Annotated in this window: 15 protein-coding genes; 10 read left to right on the top strand and 5 right to left on the bottom strand. The window is 57.5% G+C overall.

Translation table 11 applies throughout. The annotated features are described in order from the left end of the window. Nucleotides 1-120: 120 nt before the first annotated feature. Complete coding sequence (locus BLT38_RS12690; protein WP_083345510.1) at nucleotides 121-1,041, top strand: OmpA family protein; 921 nt, start codon at nucleotides 121-123, stop codon at nucleotides 1,039-1,041. 396 nt (nucleotides 1,042-1,437) lie between these two features. Continuing rightward, a complete protein-coding gene (locus tag BLT38_RS12685) occupies nucleotides 1,438-2,706 on the top strand; it encodes a TCR/Tet family MFS transporter (RefSeq protein WP_083345509.1) in 1,269 nt (422 codons plus the stop codon). On the opposite strand, the gene BLT38_RS12680 is transcribed toward BLT38_RS12685, so the two are convergent. Next, entirely contained in the window at nucleotides 2,703-4,307 is a 1,605-nt protein-coding gene (locus tag BLT38_RS12680; RefSeq protein WP_083345508.1) for a sensor domain-containing diguanylate cyclase, read from the bottom strand. The genes BLT38_RS12685 and BLT38_RS12680 overlap by 4 nt on opposite strands. 298 nt (nucleotides 4,308-4,605) lie before the next feature. Here BLT38_RS12680 and BLT38_RS12675 point away from each other — a divergent pair, with 298 nt between their 5' ends. After that, nucleotides 4,606-5,319: a DUF4230 domain-containing protein gene (locus tag BLT38_RS12675; protein ID WP_083345507.1), complete on the top strand. Its 714-nt coding sequence runs from the start codon at nucleotides 4,606-4,608 to the stop codon at nucleotides 5,317-5,319. A gap of 38 nt (nucleotides 5,320-5,357) precedes the next feature. Continuing rightward, nucleotides 5,358-6,362: a L,D-transpeptidase gene (locus BLT38_RS12670; RefSeq protein ID WP_083345506.1), complete on the top strand. Its 1,005-nt coding sequence runs from the start codon at nucleotides 5,358-5,360 to the stop codon at nucleotides 6,360-6,362. Nucleotides 6,363-6,416: 54 nt separating this feature from the next. On the opposite strand, the gene BLT38_RS12665 is transcribed toward BLT38_RS12670, so the two are convergent. Next, nucleotides 6,417-7,370 (bottom strand): PLP-dependent cysteine synthase family protein, encoded by a 954-nt coding sequence (locus BLT38_RS12665; protein ID WP_083345505.1) that lies wholly within the window; start codon nucleotides 7,368-7,370, stop codon nucleotides 6,417-6,419. A 93-nt stretch (nucleotides 7,371-7,463) separates the two neighbouring features. Here BLT38_RS12665 and BLT38_RS12660 point away from each other — a divergent pair, with 93 nt between their 5' ends. From BLT38_RS12660 to BLT38_RS21195, 5 genes are all read left to right on the top strand, one after another. After that, a complete protein-coding gene (locus BLT38_RS12660) occupies nucleotides 7,464-7,910 on the top strand; it encodes a hypothetical protein (protein ID WP_083345504.1) in 447 nt (148 codons plus the stop codon). 135 nt (nucleotides 7,911-8,045) lie between these two features. After that, nucleotides 8,046-8,933, top strand: a complete 888-nt coding sequence (locus BLT38_RS12655) for an SMP-30/gluconolactonase/LRE family protein (RefSeq protein ID WP_083345503.1) — start codon at nucleotides 8,046-8,048, stop codon at nucleotides 8,931-8,933. Between the two features lie 136 nt (nucleotides 8,934-9,069). Then, nucleotides 9,070-10,737 carry a cellulose synthase family protein gene (locus BLT38_RS12650; RefSeq protein WP_083345502.1) on the top strand — a complete coding sequence of 556 codons (1,668 nt, stop codon included), beginning with the start codon at nucleotides 9,070-9,072 and terminating at the stop codon, nucleotides 10,735-10,737. Nucleotides 10,738-10,759: 22 nt separating this feature from the next. Then, entirely contained in the window at nucleotides 10,760-11,131 is a 372-nt protein-coding gene (locus BLT38_RS12645) for a hypothetical protein (protein WP_083345501.1), read from the top strand. A gap of 450 nt (nucleotides 11,132-11,581) precedes the next feature. Continuing rightward, complete coding sequence (locus BLT38_RS21195; RefSeq protein WP_419865776.1) at nucleotides 11,582-12,106, top strand: sugar phosphate isomerase/epimerase family protein; 525 nt, start codon at nucleotides 11,582-11,584, stop codon at nucleotides 12,104-12,106. A 65-nt stretch (nucleotides 12,107-12,171) separates the two neighbouring features. Here BLT38_RS21195 and BLT38_RS12635 read toward each other — a convergent pair whose 3' ends face one another. From BLT38_RS12635 to aroB, 3 genes are all read right to left on the bottom strand, one after another. Then, a complete protein-coding gene (locus BLT38_RS12635; RefSeq protein WP_083345499.1) occupies nucleotides 12,172-13,218 on the bottom strand; it encodes an NAD(P)-dependent alcohol dehydrogenase in 1,047 nt (348 codons plus the stop codon). Nucleotides 13,219-13,316: 98 nt separating this feature from the next. Then, nucleotides 13,317-14,069, bottom strand: a complete 753-nt coding sequence (gene ubiE / locus BLT38_RS12630; RefSeq protein WP_083345498.1) for a bifunctional demethylmenaquinone methyltransferase/2-methoxy-6-polyprenyl-1,4-benzoquinol methylase UbiE — start codon at nucleotides 14,067-14,069, stop codon at nucleotides 13,317-13,319. Continuing rightward, complete coding sequence (gene aroB / locus BLT38_RS12625) at nucleotides 14,066-15,181, bottom strand: 3-dehydroquinate synthase (protein WP_083345497.1); 1,116 nt, start codon at nucleotides 15,179-15,181, stop codon at nucleotides 14,066-14,068. The genes ubiE and aroB overlap by 4 nt, the downstream gene beginning before the upstream one ends. Here aroB and BLT38_RS12620 point away from each other — a divergent pair. Further along, complete coding sequence (locus BLT38_RS12620) at nucleotides 15,180-17,480, top strand: alpha-galactosidase (protein ID WP_231966469.1); 2,301 nt, start codon at nucleotides 15,180-15,182, stop codon at nucleotides 17,478-17,480. The genes aroB and BLT38_RS12620 overlap by 2 nt on opposite strands. The last annotated feature ends 6 nt before the right edge of the window (nucleotides 17,481-17,486 follow it).

Below are 17,486 nucleotides of genomic sequence, written 5' to 3'. Positions count from 1 at the left end.
AGCCAAAGTAATTAAAGGTGTTACGGATTTGGTGTGGTTTGGCATGTTGCCTGCTCTTGTATCTGGCGTAACAGCGTTGCAGACATTACTGCAGCGTTCCCCCGGAAGGAGCAACACACTATGAAGAAGCGGAATGATCTGATGAAGACTGCGACCCTGTCGGTTTCGGCACTGCTACTGACAGGAGTTCTTGCTGCGCCTTCTTACGCGCAGAATTCGACCGACCAGGCACAGGCAGCTGCTACTCAAACCCAGGCTGCTCCTGCAGCTAAGCAGGATGCTGCCGATAACTCCAGTTACTCAACCGGCCAGCCTCTGCAGATGCAGTCGAAGGAAGGTTTCTGGGGTCATATGAACCCCCTGGCCCGCAAGAAGTGGGTAAAACGCCAGATGGATCCGGTCAAGGACCGTGTGAACGAGCTGGATCAGCTTCAGGCGAAGAACGCTAATGACATTCGCGACGTAGACGCTCGCGCTACCGCAGGCATCAAGAAGGCAAGCGATTCGGCTGCACTGGCCGACCAGCACGCCACCGAAGCCGGCACCCGCGCTGACCAGGCGAACACGACCGCAACGACTGCTTCGACCAAGACCGATGCTCTGCACGGAACGGTTCAGAACCTGGACCAGTACCAGACTGTGGAATCGACCCCGGTGGCATTCGCCAAGGGCCGCACCGCACTGGGACCGAAGGGCAAGGCTGATCTGGACGAGATGGCCGACAAGCTGGCCAGCGAGAAGGGCTACATCATCGAAGTGCAGGGTTACAGCCGCGGTGGTGTTCAGACCTCGACCGCAATGGCCGACTCGGTGGTTCGCTACCTCGTAACGGAGAAGCAGGTTCCGATCTATCGCATCTACCGCTCGGGCATGGGCAAGGCTAAGGCCTCCACTGCTGACGGTGAGCAGACTGTATCCAACGGCGTGCGTGTCACGCTGCTGCACAACAGCCTGGCGAGCATGGATAGCCCCGCAGTTTCATCCACGGGTGCTCCGAATAACAACGTGGCCGGAACTGCCGGTAGCGGATCGCTTCAGTAACTTTCCCTCCTCCGGGGAAAACCGGGCGTCGTATACGCAGCCACGCATACGGCGCCCAGAGTTACCCAGAGCAGGCAACCAAAGATTTGCGAAAGGGATCCTTTCGCCGACAAGTTCAGCAGCCGGAACGGAACGACATCCGGTAGCTCAAAAGATTGGCTGAGTGGTTTGCAAGAATCGCTCGCCAAGCAACCTCTCCAAAGCAGAGAGAACCAAGGCAGATTGGCCCTCCTCCCGGAGGGCCGTTTTTTTGCCCATAAATGCCCGTTCGCGCGGAAATGATGTGGTATCGTCACACTTGGTCCGGCTTTCCGGATTGTTGTGACGCACCGATGAGGATCTCCACCCAAACCGTGAAGTAACTGCACTGCGCGTTCCTAAGCGCGTACATGGTGCATGCTGCCGCAGATTGCGGCGACCACGTTGTTTGCAGTGAGTGTGGAGTTTTTCTTTATGGCGCGAGCCCGCCTTCTTATCTTCTTTGTTGTTGTTCTGGATGCCATGGGCATCGGCATTGTGTTTCCTACTTTGCCCGAACTGCTGCGTGTGCTGATGCACGGCGTGGGTGATCCTGCCCGTGGATATGGCTACCTGCTGTCCGCGTATGCGTTGAGTATGTTCTTTGCTTCGCCTGTGCTGGGTGCGTTGAGCGATCGTTTTGGACGCAGGCCGGTGCTGCTTCTATCCCTGTTAGGCACTGCGTTTGACGACCTGATGATGGGCTTGGCGCCGACGCTGTGGGTCCTGTATGCGGCGCGTATCCTTGCTGGTTTTTCCGGTGCGAACCTTACCGTTGCCAATGCTTACCTGGCGGACATTACGCCGGAAGAAGAACGTTCTGGTGCGTTCGGCAAGATGAATGCCTGCTTTGGTGTGGGCTTCATTGCCGGGCCGGTGTTGGGCGGCATTGCAGGCATGTATTCGTTGCGTGCACCGTTTTTTCTGGCGGCTGCTTTGAACATTGTGGGCGCGGTGTTGGCGGTGTTTGTGTTGCCGGAGTCAAGGAAGGTGACGGATGCGAAGCGGATCACGCTGGCGCAGTTGAATCCGTTTGCTTCGTTGCGCAACGTGTTTCGTCTGCACGGCATTGCGCCCATGCTGTATGTGTTTTGCACCATGGACATGGTGGGACAGGTGCCATCGGTGCTGTGGGTGATCTATGGCAACAGCCGGTTTGGATGGACGCCATTTGTAGTGGGGGTGTCGTTTGCCGTGTTCGGACTGCTGCATGCGATCTTTCAATCGATACTGCCGGAACGTTTTCAGCGTTGGGTGGGAGAACGAGGCAGCATGCTTGCTGGCATTGTGGCGGATACGGTGGGTTATGGGTTGTACTCCATCGCTTCAACGACGCTGGCTGCGTTCTCGATTCTTCCGCTGCTGTGCCTGGGTGGGATTGCGTTGCCTTCGGTGCAGTCAATGTTGTCGCGCAGTGTAGATGAGTCTCGTCAGGGTGAGTTGCAGGGGGTGTTGACGAGCCTGAACAGCCTGATTGCAGTGGGTGGGCCGGTGGTGGCTTCCAGTTTGTATTCTTTGGCGCGGACGCGGATTCCGCAGTATCCAGGTGCTATCTGGCTTGCGCCGGTGTTGCTGTATGTGCCTTGCGTCGCGATGTTGCTGTGGTGGCGCGGACAGCGAAAATCGGCTGAGGCTTCGTTGGTTTAATGCAAATGGTAACCAGAGCTCACGCCTTGTCCGGCTTCTGGGAGCGGGACGATTTGGAGACGGCTTTTGGATTTGGAGACGCGATTTCTTCCGGTTGACTTCGCTTGATAGAGAGCTGCATCGGCCAGTTGGAATAACTCGGTGGGAGAGTTGGCATCGCATGAGGCTGCGATACCGATACTGACGGTGACGATATCTCCTATGGGTGTCTTATTTCTGAATTGCAATGCTTCAATGGCGCGGCAGATGCGTGTCGCTACTTTTTCGGCTTTGTCTGCATCGACGTCATGCAGTATGAATGCGAATTCTTCACCGCCGTATCTTGATATGTAGTCGCGCTTATTGCGCGAGACGGAGACCAGGACATGCGACACAGCGCGCAAGCATAAGTCGCCTTCGTGGTGCCCGAAGAGGTCATTCAATATCTTGAAGTGATCGATGTCGATCACGAGCAGGGCGAATGAGCGCGTTGACTGAATTGCCCATTCCCATGCCTGAACGAGGTGGATGTCATAGCCTCGTCGGTTTCCGATTCCAGTGAGCGGGTCAGTCAGTGCGAGGTCTTGAAGCTGCGTGTGGAGCGCCGCCATGCTCGATTGACTCTCGCGATAACGAACCTGCACGCGAATGGTCTGGATTGCGAAGACGCCCAAGGAAATACTGGTAGCCGCTAACGAAACGAAGAAGTAGGCGGGGGCAATCAGTACGCTCATGACTCCGGCCGCGATAGGCAAAGCAACGGGCGCACCGTGATCCAAAACAGAGACCAGTAGATCCTGCGTTGAAGAACGCGAATCGTTGTGATGGGCGGGTGGAAGGTGCACGGCGAGAAAGATGAGCGTCAGTTCCGCAAGAGATAACAACCATGTCCAATGCAGCGAAGCGTGCGGATGAAAAATCGCGATCAGGTTGTAAGTCAGACTGGTTACGGCATAGACGGATGTTGCAATAAATGCCACCGCAAAGAACTGTCGCACCGATGCTGAACGTGGTTTGCTCCACCAACGTAAGCCAGCGGCTATCGCAATGACGAACTTGGCTGCCAGGAAGGCGATGAAGGCCTTATTGCCGGAATTCAATTCTGTTTGTGGCCGGAGGAATCGGAAGCCGCCAAAGGCGAAATAAGAAAAAAGAACTAATAACAATCCAATCTGGATGGCACTTGCCCAATAGAAAAAACGATCCTTTTCGCTTTCTGTTGGAACGCTCAGTAACAACACGAGCGGCAGGAGCCATGCGAAGAAAAGAAGGTCGGACGGATGGGTGAAATGAGAAGGGACCTTCCATATCTTTTCTTCTACGGCTTCAAGAACCAGAGCGCAGGAGCGGATGGAAGCCGCGATGACGAGGCACATCCAGAGGCATCGTCCAGCGTTGTCTGAGGTGAGGAATCTGCGGAAGCAGAAATACGCGGCGGCGAGGCTTTCTGCAGTCAGCAGTATCCTGCACCACCAAAACGCAGTTGAGGCGGAGAGGACATACGGGACTACCGATCCTACGAATAGAACAATGATGCAGGACCAAAGCAGAATGGGCGGCGCTTTGGAAAGCCATGCCCGAATACGCGAATTTTCCTCGCTCAGATGCGCTCCGACGTTCATGAGATTACGGCTATCTATACGGAATGATGAAAACTTGTTACCGAGGATTCATTTATGGGAGATAGTCGTCTCAAATACGGCAGGTCTGGAACGTTTTGCTGTGGTGTCTTTGACACTCATTTGTTGATGAGGAGCTTATCCATTCTCGTATAGCCCAATGAGAACTGGCTATAGCAAATGGTCAGGGAGTTGTACGGAGATAGGGTCCCTGTTTTGCTTTCCGGTATGAGCCGTCTTCTTATAGTCCTTTTATCGTGCAGGGAGGCAGCGCGGTTTTGCGCCGCGCATCGTACTAACTATGGCAGACGAACCTGTAGTGGATGAGGAACGGTGGCGCCAGTACCAAGTGGCGCGGGAACAGCGGATTGCATACAAAGAGAAGCCCAGGAGCCGCGTGGGCGCGGTTCTGCTGGGGCTGCTGATCTTCTTTGTGCTGGGTGGTGCGGGCGCAGTGTGGCTGCTGCGTCACGTTGGCAACAACGATGCTGCCGGTAAGGTGGCGAGTTATCTGCTGGGTGGTCGCGAGACGTTTAATACCAGCGCGCCGGATGTGGTGAATCAGATTCAGCGGCTGAACCGGCTGGAGACGGTGAGCTACTCCGTGGATACGGTGGTTGAGGGTAAGCACCAAAATACGGTGTTGCCGGACCTGCTGTTTGGCGACCGGCTGATCCTGGTGGTGCATGGGCAGGTGATTGCCGGGGTTGATCTGTCGCAGTTGAAACCGGAGCAGGTGAAGGTGGATGGGCGGTCGGTAACGGTGGACCTGCCTCCTTCGCAGATCTTCACAACGAAGATTGATACGTCGAAGACGAAGGTGTTTGCGCGGACGACCGGGCTGCTGGTGCAGGCGGACCCGAGCCTGGAGATGAATACGCAGAAGATGGCGGAGACGCAGATTCTGCAGGCAGCTTCGAATGACGGCATTCTCGACACGGCGAGGGCGAATGCGAGGTTGGGCATGGAAAGCCTGTTGCGCGGCTTGGGATTCAATCAGGTGACGGTGCATTAGTGGCGGTGCGATAAGCTCTGGCTACGGAGGTTATCGGAATGCACTGGACGCGTCGCGAGATGGTGGCGGGGGTTGCGGTTTCGCTGATAGGTTTGCGGTTGCCCGCGCAGAAGAAAGCACCACTGCCGCCTGAGCCTCCATTGACAGGAGAGGATGCGGAGTCGGCGATACGGGCGTTAAAGCCGGGGCAGTTTCTCTGGGCACCGTCACTGGCTCCGAGTGGGCCGATCCTGGCGATTGTGAGCCTGTCGTTGCAGCGGTGCTATGTGTATCGCAATGGTGTTTTGATTGCGGTATCGACCTTGTCTTCTGGCAAGACGGGGCACGAGACGCCTACGGGTGTGTTCACGGTGCTGCAGAAGCAGGTGATGCACCATTCGAATCTGTATGACAACGCTCCGATGCCGTATATGCAACGGCTGACGTGGGGCGGCATTGCTCTGCATGCGGGGAACCTGCCGGGATATCCGGCGTCGCATGGGTGTGTGCGGTTGCCGAAGGCGTTTGCGCAGAAGCTGTATGGCGAGACGAAGCTGGGCATGACGGTTGTTGTGACCGATAGCGATGCGGTGCCGAGGATTGCGCCCGCTCCGAACTTGTTGGAGGCGGCGCAGGCGGTGGACCAGAACACCCTGGCGGGCGGTGTGGTGTGGCGGCCGGAGAAGAGCCCCACAGGGCCGATGTCGCTGGTGCTGAGCGGCGCGGACAAGCGCCTGATGGTGCTGCGGAATGGCGTGTTGATCGGGTCTTGTCCGGTGACGATTGATGGGCCGATAGCGGAGACGATGGGCTTCACGCTGAAGTCGATTGAGGGTGCGGACTTCCGCTGGCTGCAGTTGCCTCTGCCGGGGCAGACGCTGTCTCCGGGGCAGGAGATGAGTGCGGCGGAACGCGCTCGGGTACGGATGCCGGAGGAGTTTCGTTTGGCGCTGGATCGAGAGTTGACGCCGGGCGTGACGCTGCTGGTGACGCAGGATTCGATGCGGGCTTCGAGTGCCGGAACGAAGGTGATGGTGTTTGAGAGCGGTAGCGGGCAGTCTTGATTTTGAACGGAAACGAAAACCCCGTCTGGCGACGGGGTTTTTCTTTTTCAAGAGTTACTTTTCGGTCCAGAAGCGTTCACTGAGGTATTTTTCCGCGCCGTCGCAGAGGACGGTGACGATGACGGCTTCGCGGCCTGCGTCTGACTCTTCCTGCGCGATCCGGAGGGCGGTGTCGACGTTGGCACCGGCGGAGACGCCGACCATGACGCCGAGTTCGCTGGCGAGGCGTTTGCACATGGCGTAGGCGGGTTCGGTTTCAGCCCAGATGTTGCGGTCGGCCAGGTTGGGGTCGTAAATGGGCGGAACGATGGCCGTGGGCATGTGCTTGAGGCCTTCCAGGCCCGTGAAGGGCGAGTCAGGCTGCATGCTGATGCACTGGATTTTGGGGTTCAGCTCGCGCAGGCGGCGGGTGTTTCCCATGAAGGTGCCGCTGGTGCCCATGGCGGCGATGAAGTGGGTCAGGGTGCCTTCGGTCTGCTGCCAGATTTCGTTGGCCGTGGTGCGGTAATGGGCCTTCCAGTTATTGTCGTTGCCGTACTGGTCCGCGTAGAAGTACTTGTCCGGCTCAGATTGGTAGAGTTCGCGGACCTTGCGGATGGCGCCGTCGCTGCCGTCACCTGCGGGGGTGAAGATGACTTCCGCGCCGTAGGCCTGCAGGATTTTCTTGCGTTCCGGGCTGGCGGAGGCTGGGACGCAGAGCGTGACGGGGAACTGCAGCGCCGCGCCCAGCATGGCGTAGGCGATGCCCGTGTTGCCGCTGGTGGCGTCCAGGAGGGCGCGTTCGGGCTGGGCGTCGCCCAGTTCACCGGCGGCCATGGCGGCCTGCACAATGGAGAGGGCGGGGCGGTCTTTGACGCTGCCTCCGGGGTTGGCGAACTCTGCCTTTCCCAGCAAAGTGATGCCGGGCAGGTGGCTGACAATCCTGGTGAGGTTGAGCATTGGGGTGTTCCCAATGCGCTCCACGACACTTTTTCCTAGCTTTGAGACGTCGGTTGCGGTGGCTGCCATGGTGATGTGATTGGCTCTCCCTGCCTGCAATATGCGAAAGTAAATCGTAACCCGTTTGCGTCGACGAACGGAAAAACGCCCGAGGGACGTTCCATGTTTTTCAAGAAGAAGACCGAGAAGCGCAGCTTCAACGATGTTCTATCCGCGCTGGGTTCGCAGAAATTTGATGTTGCACAGGGCGGCGGCGGTTCGGGAACGTATCGCGTTTCGAAGTATGGCGTTGCGGCTGAGATCCGGCCGAACCCTGCGGCGAACGAAAAGATTGTGCCCGCGCCCGCACCGGCAGAGATTGTTTCGCGCGCCGGATGGGTGCTGAATGGCCAGATTGCCAGCCTGGTGGACAAGGGTTACCAGAAGTTTCTGAAGACCGGGAAGCTGGAGATTGTGGCCACGGCGGACCATCTGCGTGCGATCCACGACTTTCAGCAGGAGCTGGATGATGCGGCGGGTGCGACCATGCTGTACAACGAAAGCCTTGGCACGACCAGCGACAAGTACATGTACGACCGTGTGGCCGGACGTGAAGTGCATTCGCACTAAGGTCTTGTAGTTTGGATGAAAAGCTCTCCTTCGGGAGGGCTTTTATCGTTTGCGGGTTACATAGGTGATTGGGCTGCGGTATTCTTCGTCTGCCCCCTTCCGGGCCTTTCGATTTCCTTTCTGCGGAGTTCTGCTATGACGATGAATTGTGTTCGCGGCCTTGCGCTTGGCTTGGCTTTCGGTGTGGGACTGGCAGGAAGCATTGCCTCAGCACAGGTGGTGATTGGCGATGAGAAGTCGCAACCGGAAAGCCTGACGGTGGCTCCTGGTGGAACGCTGTATGTGGGCAGCGCGAGTTCGCCGTTTGTGTACAAGGTGGCTCCCGGTGCGACGACTGCAGAGAAGTTTGTGGACGCGAGCGCCGAAGGCCCGGGAACGTTCTTCTTTGGCATGCTGGCCGATGGCGCGACGAACACGTTGTGGACGTGCCAGTTGACGCCGGTACCGAATACGCGTCCGGCGCAGCGGCACACGGCGTTGCGTGGGTTTGATCTGAAGACCGGCACGCAGAAGCTGCGTTGGGACCTGCCGGGCGATAACACCACTTGCAACGACTTTGCCATTGGCCCGGATAAGGCGCTGTATATCTCGGACACGTCTGTGGGCAAGATTTATCGTCTGCCTGCCGGAGCGACGACTGCCGAGGTGTTTTCCGATAGCCGCGTGCTGAATGGCATTGATGGCATCACGTTCCTGGATGGCGTGCTGTACATCAACAACGTGTTCTTCAATAAGCTGTACCGCATCCCGGTGGACGCGAACGGTAAAGCGGGCGCTCCGGTGGACATCTGGATGGATCAGCCGGTGAAGGGGCCGGATGGCATGCGTGCGGCCAATGGAAAGATCTATGTGGCGGCGAATGGCAGCGGTATGGTGGCTTCGCTGACGATTGATGGCGACCGCGCGCATGTGACGGTGATCAAGGATGGTTTGAAGACGCCGACCGGTGTGGAACCTGCAGGTAACACGCTGTGGATTGCGGAACGCGGCGCAGGAAAAGCTGTTCCGGTTCCCTTGAAGTAGGCTTTTGGCGGTTGTTGAATGCCCACGTCTCATTCTGGAGGCGTGGGCATTTGCTTTATCACCCACAAATTGCGATTTATCAGGTGGTTTGACCTGCTCCGGTAGAATCAGGGGAGCCATTTTTATCCGCGGAGCAATGCTTCTGTTCACCTCAATGCACACCCTTGTCCTGACTCTGCTGTTTCAGCAGCAGCACGGTCTTCAGCACTACTGGAAGACCCACTACATGCAGAACACCTTCAAGGGCATGTATCACTGGAACAGCTTCGATATTGCACTGCTGATTCCTTACTTCATCGTGATGGTGATCCTGGCGTTTTACGGCATCCACCGCTACCAGTTGGTGTGGCTGTATTTCCGCAACAAGAAGAAGGAAGCGACGAGCACGAATGCTCCGATGAAGTTTGCGGAGAATGAACTGCCGTTTGTGACGATCCAGTTGCCCATCTTCAATGAGCAGTATGTGGTGGACCGGCTGGTGGATGCTTGCTGCCGGATTGAGTATCCGCGCGATCGGTTTGAGATCCAGGTGCTGGATGACTCGACCGACGAAACGCATGAAGTGGCTGCAGAGATTGTGCGCAAGTATGCGGAGGGCACTGCAGGACTGCCACCGCAGCCGATCTACTATCTGCACCGGACGGATCGTCATGGCTACAAGGCCGGAGCGCTGGATGCGGGTTTGAAGACGGCGAAGGGCGAATTGATTGCAATCTTCGATGCGGACTTTGTGCCGCCGACGGACTGGTTGCATAAGGTGGTTAACCATTTTGCAGAGCCGGGCGTGGGCATGGTGCAGACGCGCTGGACGCATCTGAATCGCAACTATAGCTTTCTGACGCAGGTGGAAGCGATTCTGCTGGATGGGCACTTTGTGCTGGAGCATGGCGGACGTTCGCGTGCGGGTGTGTTCTTTAACTTCAACGGCACGGCGGGTGCGTGGCGTCGTACGGCGATTGATGAGGCCGGTGGATGGCAGCATGACACGCTAACTGAAGATACGGACCTGAGCTATCGCGCGCAGTTGAAGGGATGGAAGTTTAAGTATCTGCAGGACGTGGAATGTCCCGCGGAGTTGCCCATTGAGATGACTGCGTTCAAGACGCAGCAGGCGCGTTGGGCGAAGGGATTGATCCAGACCGGCAAGAAGATTTTGCCGCGTGTGTTGGCCAGCGATGCACCGAAGCACACGAAGCTGGAGGCGTGGTATCACCTGACGGCGAACATCAGTTATCCGCTGATGATTGTGCTCAGCGTGTTGCTGATGCCGGCGATGATTATTCGTTCGTGGCAGGGCTGGGTGCAGATGTTGCTGATCGACTTCCCGCTGTTTATGGCGAGCACGATGTCGATCTCAAGCTTCTATCTTGTGTCGCAAAAAGAATTGTTTCCGAAGACCTGGTACAAGACGTTTCTGTATCTGCCGTTTCTGATGGCGCTGGGTGTTGGTTTGACCATCACGAATACCAAGGCTGTGATGGAAGCGCTGTTTGGTGTGCAGAGCGCGTTTGCGCGTACGCCGAAGTATCGCGTGCAGAAGAAGGGCGAGGCGACGGTTGCGGCGAAGAAGTATCGCAAGCGGCTGGGCATTATTCCCTGGATTGAACTTGCGATTGGTTGTTACTTCGCGTTCACGGTCTGGTATGCGTTCAGCAGCGAGAATTACTTCACGGTGCCGTTCCTGCTGCTGTTTGTGCTGGGGTATTGGTACACCGGTTTGTTGAGTCTGCTGCAAGGACGTTTTGAGCGCAACGCGAATCCGGGTGCAGAACTGCATGAGAAGCCGTATCCTGTCGGCATCTGACAATTAGTTTGGAGGGCAGTCCATGGGAGCGTTTGCAGGTATTGTGTTTGGATATCTCGCCGCGATTGCGGTCCACCTCGTGTTGGGCTTCCTGATTACACGCGAAGGACGCGGCGTGCTGACGGAAGGCTCGCGCATGAGCCGCGCTTACTATCTGCAGCTTGGATTGTCGTGGATTGTGGCGGGCGCAGTGGCAGCGTGCACTGGGCTGTACTTTTTCTCGACGATGCCATTGGCTGCAGTGACCGTAGCGGCGATCGCGGCATTGCTTTGCTTCGCGATGATCCGCGCAAGGAACAAGATGCCTCATCAACAGACCCTTGGCGACACTGTGTTGCTGATGCTTTGTGTGTTGGTGGGATGCGCGATTCCCGCGTATATGCAGTTGAGCTAAACGCACGCAGGAGAAGAGATGCTGAATCGGCGGCAAGTGTTGAAGGGAATGGGCGCTGCGGCATCGCTACTGTCCATGCCATCGTGGGCGTTGGAAGTGGGCGGTGTGCAGCTTGGATTGCAGACCTACACCTTTCACAACGTGCGGCAGGGCGGACTGCAGGCGATTGACACCATCCTGGATGGCACGCTCCAGTTGAAGGTGAATCTGCTGGAGCTGTGGGCTCCGCAGGCAGAGCCGTTTGCGTTGCCGGTGCGCTACTGGTCGCCGTGGAGTGGTGCTGCGACGCAGCCTGCAGAGCAGCTTTCGGCGGCCGAACGGGAGAGCCGCAGGAGTGCGCTACGCGCGTGGCGAACGAATACTCCTCCGAATCATTTCACTGAGATTCGGCGTCGATTCGACTTTGCGCGTATTGGCTTGTTCTCTTACAACTACAGCTTTGAGCCGTCGATGACGGATGCGGAAATTGACCATGGCTTTATGGCGGCGAAGGCGTTGCGGCTGAAGTTGATTACGGCTTCGAGCAAAGTGTCTGTGGCAAAGCGTGTGGCTCCTTTTGCTGAGAAGCATGGTGTGATGGTGGCATTTCATAACCATGCGGTGACGAAGGATCCGGATGATCTTGCGACGATGGATCACTTCCGCCAGGTGCTGGCTATGTCGTCGATGTACCGCATCAACCTAGATGTTGCGCATTATTCGGCAAGTGGTCTCGATGCGGTAGCAGCGCTGGAAACGCTTCATGACAAGATCACGAACATGCATGTGCATGATCGCAAAGCCAACGATGGAGCCAGCGTTCCGTTTGGTGATGGTGTAACGCCTGCTGCGCAGATACTGAAGATGAATCGTGATCGCGGATGGAAGATTCCGTGCTTCTACGAGCTTGAGTATGTGGGTGCGGATGGACGTGATGTGATTGCAGAGACCCGGCGCGAATTGGAATATGAGATCCGCGTGTTACAGCAGAAATAGCCTGTGTTCATAAATACGAAAGGGCATGGCGCGAGCCATGCCCTTTGTCGTTTTGCCAATGCGATTTACTTCTTCAGTGACTCGAGGTCGATGACGAAGCGGTAGCGAACGTCGCTCTTCAGCATGCGTTCGTAAGCTTCGTTGATGTAGTCGGCGTTGATGACTTCAATGTCGCTGACTATGTTGTGGCGACCGCAGAAGTCGAGCATTTCCTGCGTCTCTTCGATGGAACCGATCATGGAACCAGCGAGGGATTTGCGGTTGGCGATAAGGCCGAAGCTGTTGAGTTCCGAGTTGCCTTCGGGTGCGCCGACCAGAACCATGGTGCTGTCTTTCTTCAACATGGTGAGGTACGGAGTGAAGTCCATGGCCACGCCCACGGTGCTGATGATGAGGTCGAAGCTGTTGTGAAGCTTCTTCACCGTTTCCGGATCACTCATGGCGTAGAACTCGTCAGCGCCGAGCTTCTTCGCGTCGTCGGCCTTCTTCATGCTCTGGCTCAGCACGGTGACGTGTGCGCCCATGGCGTGTGCCAGCTTGACGCCCATGTGACCGAGGCCGCCGAGACCAATGATCGCAACTCGCTTGCCGGGGCCTGCACCCCAATGCTTTAACGGGCTGTATAGCGTGATGCCTGCGCAGAGCAGCGGCGATGCTGCGTCGAGCGGAAGGTTCTCAGGGATGTGGAGGACGTAGTTCTCGTCGACAACGATGTGATCGGAGTAGCCGCCGTACGTAGGCTGGCCTTGTTTGTCGCGACCGTTGTAGGTGAGGGTGATACCTACTTGGCAGTAGTTGTCATCGCCCGCGGTGCATTCCACGCAGGTACGGCAGCTATCGACGAAACAACCTACGCCGACGTTATCGCCTACCTTGAAGTGCGTGACGGCAGAACCGATGGCGCGGACTACGCCTGCGATTTCGTGGCCGGGAACCATGGGGAAGATGCCGCCGCCCCACTCGTCGCGCACCTGATGCAGGTCAGAGTGGCAGATGCCGCAGAACTTGATGTCGATGAGAACGTCGTTCGGGCCGGGCTCGCGGCGCTCAAATGAAAAGGGGCCGAGGGGTGTCTTTACCGACTGCGCGGCGTAAGCGGATGCCTGTGACATCGTGTTGCTCCTGTGTTGTGTTGATGAAATTCGCCGTGGGTCCCCGGCTCACTCATGAGATGCCGCACCCAGTATGCAGGATGCTGATGTTCGAGTTGTTACAAGGCGGTTGCGGACCAGAGGCCCGCGATGCCGAAGAGATATGGCTGCCAGCGCGTTTCATGGAATGACGCGGCTTCCATCATGCGTAAGAAGTCTTTTGGCGCGGGAAAACGCTCTACGCTGGCGGGAAGATATGCGTAAGAATCCTGCGAGCCGGAGATCATGCCGCCGATGTGTGGCAGAACATGGCGGAAGTAAAGACGGTACATCTGCTTCAGCGGCGCGGGTGGCATGGAGAAGTCAAGGATGCCGATGCGTCCGCCGGGTTTGAGTACGCGACGGATTTCACGCAGGCCAGCGTTGTAGTCTGCGAGGTTGCGGAAGCCGAAGGCGCTGACGACGAGGTCAAGCGATGCGTCTGCGATGGGCAGATTGAGAGCATCAGCTTCGATGAACTCAACGGGCTTGCCCTGCATCTTGATGCGACCGCGTTCGATCATCTCGTGTGAGAAGTCGACGGCGAGGATGGATTCTGCGTTTGCATGACGACGAGCGAGCAGAGCTGCTGTCATGTCTGCGGTGCCGCAGCAGAGGTCGAGCACGCGCGATTGTGGCTGCTTCAGTGTTGCGTCAAAGAAGCGCGCAGTGCTGCTCCACCAGACGCGGTCCATGCCCATGCTGAGGATGTGATTGGCGCGGTCGTACTGCGGCGCAATCTCATCGAACATTTTTTGTACGGCGATGGCTGCTTCTTCGTCTGTTGTTGCGCCTTCGGGACGCGCGCCTTTCGCGGATTGCAGAGCGGTCATGCAGTCACCGCGTTTGCTGTGCGCATCTCTGCGAGCATGGTTTCAACGGCGGTGAGTAGCTCTGCTTCGGTGACGTCGCGCACGATGTCGACTGTGCCAATGCTGGTGGGCAGGATGAACGAGAGTGTGCCGCTGCGCTTCTTCTTGTCAGAGCCCGTGAGTGTGACGAGATGCTGTGCTTCTGCTTCAAACGGAGGCAGAGGGCCGAAGGCATGCACAAGTTTTGTGATGCGCGTGGCTGTGGCTTCATCAAGCAGATTGCGCGATTGCGCGAGGCGGACAGCGGCGATCATGCCCCAGCCGATGGCTTCGCCGTGCAGCAGTTGCTTGTAACCTGTGGCGGCTTCAATGGCGTGGCCTACGGTGTGGCCAAAGTTCAGGATCATGCGCAGGCCGCTTTCGCGTTCGTCGGCTTCGACGACTTCGGCCTTCATGCGAATGCTGTCTTCAATGACCGGCTGCAGTACCGAGAGTTCGCCGTTGCGAATAGCCTCGGCGTTCTGCTCCATGAATGCGAAGAGCTGGGGATAGCGGATGACGCCCGCTTTTACGCTTTCCTGCAGGCCTGCGCGGAGTTCGCGGGGCGGCAGCGTGGAGAGTGTGTCGAGGTCTGCGAAAACAGCAAGCGGATGATAGAACGCGCCTACCAGGTTCTTACCTGCGGCGAGGTTTGCGCCGGTCTTGCCGCCCACGGAGGAGTCGACCTGCGAGAGCAATGTGGTGGGCACCTGAATGAAGGGCACGCCGCGCATCCAGATGGCGGCGAGGAAGCCGGTCATGTCGCCGAGAACGCCGCCGCCGAGGGCTACGAGGAGCGTGTCGCGGTCGGCTCCGTGCTGTGCCAGTTCTTCCAGCAGACGCTCAATGGTGGTCATGCGCTTGTGCGATTCGCCTGCGGGGATGAGTAACGTTGTTACCCGTTTGCCGAGGGTCTCAAATCCGTTGCGGACGGGAGCGCCCCACAGGCGATCAATTTCAGGCGAGGTGACGATAAAGACCTGCGAAATCTTCCTGGCGAGGGGCGCTGTGCGCTCTGCGATGGATGCGAGAAGGTTGCGGTCCACGTGGACGGTATAGCTTGCGGACGCAGCTTCAACACGGATATCGCTCATGAATCCATTATCGCAGGGTCGCCAGCGGGGTGTGGGGCGCGATAGAGTGGCTGACATGCTGAAGCAGATGGTTTCGCTGGTTCTGTGCGCTGTGGCGAGTTCCTCGTTGGTGGCGCAGGTTGCGGTACGTGAAGATGCCGCGAAGAAGACGTGGTTTGTGAGCGCGGGCACGATGACGTATGCCGTGGGTGTGAATGACCTGGGCATGTTGCAGTCGCTGTACTGGGGGCCGAAGCTGCCCGCGAATGCGGCACTGCCTGCGGTGAAGGCTCCGCCGGAGCGCGCTTCGTTTGACCCACAGATTTCAACCATGCCGATGGAGTATCCAGCGTGGGGCGAGGGTTTGTTTACGGAGTCGGCGTTGAAGGCGGACTTCAGCAATGGCGATCGGACGTCGATTCTGAAGTTTGAATCGGCGAAGACGAGCGCGGATGAGCTTGAGATTGTGTTGAAGGACACGGCGCAGCCGTTGCGCGTTCACCTGTACTACAAGGCGTATCCCGAGGGCGTGATTGCGCGGTGGTCGCGCATTGAGAACACCGGTAAGACGCCGGTGCAGTTGGAGCAGGCTGCAAGCGCCACGTGGACGCTGCCGCAGTACCCCGAGACGGAGAAGTCTGCCTACAGCCTGAACTGGCTTACCGGTATGTGGGGCGGCGAGTGGCAGTTGCATCAAGAAACGATCCAGGCAGGCGAACGCGTGCTGGAGAGCCGCAAGGGAAGCACGTCGCATCGTGCGAATCCGTGGTTTGCGATTGGGCGTACGGATGAGACGACGGAAGATGCAGGGCCGGTTTGGTTTGGTGAACTTGGCTGGAGCGGAAGCTGGCGGATGACGGTGGAAGACACCAGCCTGCACATGGTGAAGGTGACGGGCGGATTCAATCCGTTTGATTTCCACGAGACGCTGGCCGCAGGGCAGTCGATGGAAACACCCAAGTTTTATGCGGGTTATACCGATGGTGGACAGGGTGCGGCGTCGCGTGTGCTGCATCGTTTTCAAACGGATGAGATTCTGCCGCTTCGTCAGGGAGCAGGGCAGCCGCCGAAGCCTCGCGCGATTGTCTACAACAGTTGGGAAGCCACAGAGATGAACTTTACCGACCAGATGCAGATGCAACTGGCGGAGAAGGCAGCGAAGCTGGGCATTGAGCGATTCGTGATTGACGATGGCTGGTTTGGTGAACGCAATGATGATCATCGCGGGCTTGGCGACTGGTATCTGAACAAGCAGAAGTTTCCGAATGGGTTGAAACCGCTGATTGATAAGGTGCATTCGCTGGGTATGGACTTTGGCATCTGGGTTGAGCCAGAGATGGTGAACCCGAACAGCGATCTGTATCGCAAACATCCTGAGTGGGCGATGCAGATGCCGGATCGTCAGCGTACGGAACAGCGCAATCAGTTGCTGTTGAATCTTGCGCGCGAAGACGTGAAGGAATGGACGTTTGAGTGGCTGGACAAGCTGGTCACTGAGAATGACATTGCGTATCTGAAGTGGGATTACAACCGCAACTGGAGCGAGCCGGGATGGGATACGGCTCCGGGTACGAGTGCGGCGCATCGTGATGTGGATGCGGAGAAGGCCATCAATGTGAAGTATGTGCAGAACCTGTATGAGATTCTGGATCGCCTGCGGAAGAAGCATCCGAAGCTGGAGATTGAGTCATGCAGCGGTGGCGGTGGCCGCGTTGATTTAGGAATACTCGAACGCACCGATGAGGTGTGGACGAGCGACAACACGGATGCGCTGGATCGGCTTGACCTGCAGTATGGCTTCAGCCACGCCTATACGCCGCAAGTGATGGTGGCCTGGACGACGGATGTTTCGCATCCTGAGCGCCGCGGTATTCCGTTGCAGTATCGCTTCGTTGTTGCGATGGAGGGTGCGCTTGGCGTTGGCAACAATCTGAACAAGTTCAGCGATGCCGATATGGCGCTGAGCGCGAAGCTGGTGTCGTTCTACAAGACGATTCGTACAACGGTGCAGCAGGGCGCGCAGTATCGTTTGCAGTCGCCGCTGGATCGCGATGAGACGCAGATGCAGTATGTGTCTCGTGATGGTTCGCAGGCTGTGCTGCTGGCGTATCTGCATTCGCAGCGGTTGCGTGTGGCGTATCCGCCGGTGCGTTTGAAGGGACTGGATGCGAACGCTATGTATCGCGTGCGTGCGCTGGACGCAGAGAAGTATCGCGGAGAGCAGACGGTGAGCGGTGCAGTGCTGATGGGCGCGGGTGTGCAGTTGAACATGCGTGATGACTACGATTCAACCGTAGTGGTGTTTGAGCGCGTGAATTAAGGCGTT

The sequence above is a fragment of the Terriglobus roseus genome (genome assembly GCF_900102185.1).
GTDB classification, from domain to species: domain Bacteria; phylum Acidobacteriota; class Terriglobia; order Terriglobales; family Acidobacteriaceae; genus Terriglobus; species Terriglobus roseus_A.
Note: the sequence above shows the minus strand (reverse complement) of the source record. Positions and strands in the feature narration are given on the sequence as shown.